The organism is Bacillus sp. TL12, from assembly GCF_022625245.1.
Taxonomy (GTDB): Bacteria; Bacillota; Bacilli; order Bacillales; family Bacillaceae_G; genus Bacillus_A.
Window position 1 is genome coordinate 1 of sequence record NZ_JAJJBY010000104.1, and the last position, 3,944, is coordinate 3,944.

The following is a 3,944-nucleotide window of genomic DNA, read 5'->3' on the forward strand; positions in this document are numbered from 1 at the left end:
ATACAACTTTTTGTTGGCACCACTTAACCTTAACAAAACTTTGCAACAGAACCGTATTTTCTTATCATACTATCGTAAGATGATTGAACGTGAATTAGACTGGGGTTCGGCTGTAATTTTATTAACACCACCCAAAAATAGATATGATGTAAACCCGGATTCGTATGAGAATGCGGTTATTTTGCTTGGAAAAGAGTATGGTATTCCAGTCGTTCGTACTGATGAAATGATTGCGGGGTATAGTCCGGAAATTTATAGTGACGGTACTCATTTCAACGGAAAAGGTTATACGATTTGGGCTTCGCGTATCGCTGCATTATTTATCGGTAAAGGACCAGAGCAACAACGTAAAGTACTAAGTGGAACTACATTATTAGGGCGAGATTATGTAGATAATGTCGTGCTTTCAGGCAATGCTATACTTCGTTCTACAAATGGTTACCCTACACCGAATGAAATAGAAGTAGGCAAAGGAATTGCCGCATTAATCGGTCCTGGAGATAAAGCGACATGGTCATTTTATCTAGAGACAGATGATATGATTTTACTTCCTACCGCTAGCATGTCTCAAAATGACTCAAAACTAAAGTTAACTTTAGATTTTGGGGTGCAGCAAGCGGATGTTCCAATTGATTATTTATATGGAACTGGAGCGGTGCATGATAAATTTCTTCCTTCTAGTATTGAATGGACATATCCGCCTGATTTTCGAGGAAGTAGTGTTTCACCAGCTTATTATCAATGGACACAACCAAGAATGGTTATCGCACAAAAAGGATGGCATACAATTACTGCTGAATACGTAGGAACTGATACTGTTGCTGTATCTGGATTATCGTTCTACTCCTATCATAATTTTATGAAAATCAAGTTGCTGGAAAATAGAAAGAATAGTATTAAGTTAAAAACCCATGCTGCTTACACTGAAACTACAGATGTGAAAAGTACATCTATTAAATTACAAGATATTATTGATATGTTAGGATACCCCACTCCATCATCATATTGGGAAAATCCACCTATCAAGGTGACTGTACAGAATTGGGATGCAAACGTACTTGAGTATGTAGTGATGGTCGGTAATAGAAGTACCGGCACAAAGTTTTCAGTTGGCCTTGATGTGAAAGAAACAAAGTTAGTGAGTTCGCCAGCTACAGATAAAATTCGAACGTTAGCAAGTATATCGTTTGATTCTGCTTCTGATATGTTAACCTTCAATTGGTCTGGTGCAACAACAAGAGCAACAACATACACAATCACATTGTTTTAAAACGATAAGCGTACACAAGTATGTTTTTTAATTTTTAACAAAATACGGCTTTGATAACAAAAGAGTAGCTTCGGCTACTCTTTTTATTTTGAAAGAAGTTCATAGTTGTATAAAAAGTTGAATATACAGGTTGAGAAATATATGGATTATATTACAATAAATGGTATGTAAACATGTAATCAAAAGTAGGTTTGGGAAAAGGGGGATTTAGTATGATGTTACATGAGGTTTTAGAGGGGTATAGTAACGGTCAATTTAAAGAAGAAGATGTATTTCTATATAGAAATAATCCTCAAATGAAGGCAATATTAAGAAAAGGAAGTTTGATTTGGTGCGATGATAAAGTAGCCATCAGTTGCAAGGGGATTTTGCAAGATGTATGGACAAAACAAGAACAGAAAATTTAAATATAATATGATTTTTAAAGAGAAGAGAGACAATTGTCTCTCTTTTTATTTTGAAAGGAGTGAAACGATGCAAGAGATTCAAGATTTAAAGCAAGAGATCCAACAAATTAAATCAGATCAAAAAGATATGAAAGAAAATATACGGCACCTAGAAAATCGCACCTTAGGCAACGAAAAAGACATTATCAACATTAATAAGCAGCTAGATAAAATCAGCGCCAATACTACCTGGATTCTCTGAATTATCATTGGTGCTATTGTAACCGCGCTTATTGGATTGCTCTTGAAAGGAGGTGTATAAGAATTGCCACTTACAAAAGAAAATATTGTAAAACGTTTGCGCAACTGGAAAACATGGGTTGCGCTTTTTTCATGCTTTGGATTAATTTTATCGGTCTTTGGAGTGACTGGATTCGAGGGGAATTTGGATAAGGTTGAAAAAGCTGTGTATTTATTTGGGATTGCTCTTGGTATTTGGACTGATCACGAAGAAAAAGGAGAAGATGCCTAATGAAAAAATCTTTTAAACTCGTTTCCTCTGTATTCATGACCTTGATGCTCCTGTTCAGCTTCGCTACAGGGGCTTTTGCTGATAGAACGCTTATTATTGAGGATTTACCTAAAATTCCATACCGTTATGGTGTGGGTGCTTACGAGGGCGTTGTAGCTCATAGTACAGCAACTCCAGAAGCTCCAGCTATTAATATTCAAAAATATGAAACTCGTACATGGCGTAATGCTTTCGTTCATTATGCAGTTGATTGGAATGAAACAATCCGAATTGCTGATACAAAATACATTGCTTATGGTGGTGGTCCTGCTGCTAATAAACGATTTGTACACGTAGAATTATGCGAAACAAAGGATTACAAGAAATTTAAACGTAGCTATGATAAGTATGTGAAGTTACTTGCTAAAATCCTACGTGATCGTGGTATTAGTGTTGAAAAAGGTTTATGGACGCATAGCGATGTGACGCATCATCTTGGCGGGACTGACCACGAAGATCCATTAGACTACTTACGTAGTCACGGAGTTTCAGAAGCACAATTCCGCGCCGATGTGAAGCGTGCATATAATAATTCTAATGTTGAGGTTTCCGTTCCTGAACAACCATCTAAACCTGAAGAAGTACCAACAGCAGTAACGGATGGAGTAGCATACATTAATGGTTACAACGTAAATTTGCGTAAAGGTCCAGATGCAAGCTATTCTAAAATTCGTCAATTAAACAAACCAGAATCCTATATTGTGTGGGCTGAAAAAGATGATTGGCTAAATCTTGGTGGGAATCAGTGGATTAAATACAATCCTTCTTATGTGAAGTTTGATAAGAAAAGCACAGTGGATTCATCTATTGTGGGCAAACGCGTTGTTTCTAAAGTAAACAACTTACGTTTCTATGATTCTCCATCTTGGCAAGATAAAGATGTTGCTGGAACTGTAGATGCAGGATTAGGATTCACTATTGATGCTAAAGTAACTGTCAATGGATCACTACAATACAAAGTACACAACAGCAAAGGCAAAACATATTATGTAACTGCAAATAAAGCCTATGTATATGTGAAGTAGGAAATGAAAAAAGAGCATTCTGAATTGGGAGGAATGCTCTTTTTCTTGTGGTTTCTCTTGAACCTATTAAAAATTATATGTGGTCAATTCTCAATGTATTCATATAAAACCAAAAGTACCATCTTCCCCAGTTGAAGATGGTACTTTTCTATGGTGCTTGCTCTAGATGTCATTTGTATTATACGCAAAATGCAATTTAATAATTACTAAATATATTACTGTAAATGAAGCTTATTGAAAATCTTACCAATGTTTTCGACTACAACAACAAATAATGAAACATTCACAATGACACTTATCTTCCTTACACTTCCAACAATCACAATGATGCTTGTCCTTAGATTTCCAACAATCATGTTCCCAGCACATTTTTTATACCTCCCTTCAATTAAGGGTCATATTATTCTATGTTTTAGTAAAAAAACTGCTTGTTTACTAACCTATTACTTTATTTCTACATGCTAGAATGATTCCTACTAGATATAGAACTAATACAAATAATGCTCCTTACGATAATTTTAGAGGGAGAGTGAATGGAACTTTAGATGCAGGATTAGGATTTACAATTGATGCAAAAGTAACTGTTAACGGATCTCCACAATACAAAGTACACAACAGCAAGGGCAAAACATACTATGTTACTGCAAATGAAGCCTATGTATATGTGAAGTGAAAATAAGCCGACTCTTAAA

General features: G+C 35.6%; 6 protein-coding genes and 1 pseudogene. 6 read left to right on the forward strand and 1 reads right to left on the reverse strand.

Features of this window, described 5'->3' with window-relative positions; genetic code table 11:
• The 5 genes from LOK41_RS27505 to LOK41_RS27525 form a co-directional block, all read left to right on the forward strand.
• On the forward strand, positions 1–1,270 hold a 1,270-nt coding region (locus LOK41_RS27505; protein WP_241819281.1), incomplete at its 5' end, for an SGNH/GDSL hydrolase family protein.
• A gap of 212 nt (positions 1,271–1,482) precedes the next feature.
• Positions 1,483–1,677 (forward strand): hypothetical protein, encoded by a 195-nt coding sequence (locus LOK41_RS27510; RefSeq protein ID WP_241819282.1) that lies wholly within the window; start codon positions 1,483–1,485, stop codon positions 1,675–1,677.
• 67 nt (positions 1,678–1,744) lie between these two features.
• A complete protein-coding gene (locus LOK41_RS27515) occupies positions 1,745–1,918 on the forward strand; it encodes a hypothetical protein (protein ID WP_241819283.1) in 174 nt (57 codons plus the stop codon).
• Positions 1,919–1,981: 63 nt separating this feature from the next.
• Positions 1,982–2,188: a hypothetical protein gene (locus tag LOK41_RS27520; RefSeq protein ID WP_221782670.1), complete on the forward strand. Its 207-nt coding sequence runs from the start codon at positions 1,982–1,984 to the stop codon at positions 2,186–2,188.
• Entirely contained in the window at positions 2,188–3,252 is a 1,065-nt protein-coding gene (locus LOK41_RS27525) for an N-acetylmuramoyl-L-alanine amidase (RefSeq protein WP_241819284.1), read from the forward strand. Before LOK41_RS27520 ends, LOK41_RS27525 begins: the two co-directional genes overlap by 1 nt.
• 215 nt (positions 3,253–3,467) lie before the next feature.
• Here LOK41_RS27525 and LOK41_RS27530 read toward each other — a convergent pair whose 3' ends face one another.
• Positions 3,468–3,608 carry a GntR family transcriptional regulator gene (locus LOK41_RS27530; protein ID WP_241819285.1) on the reverse strand — a complete coding sequence of 47 codons (141 nt, stop codon included), beginning with the start codon at positions 3,606–3,608 and terminating at the stop codon, positions 3,468–3,470.
• A gap of 173 nt (positions 3,609–3,781) precedes the next feature.
• Here LOK41_RS27530 and LOK41_RS27535 point away from each other — a divergent pair.
• A pseudogene (locus LOK41_RS27535) lies at positions 3,782–3,925 on the forward strand (N-acetylmuramoyl-L-alanine amidase); the annotation flags it as partial.
• Positions 3,926–3,944: the final 19 nt, after the last annotated feature.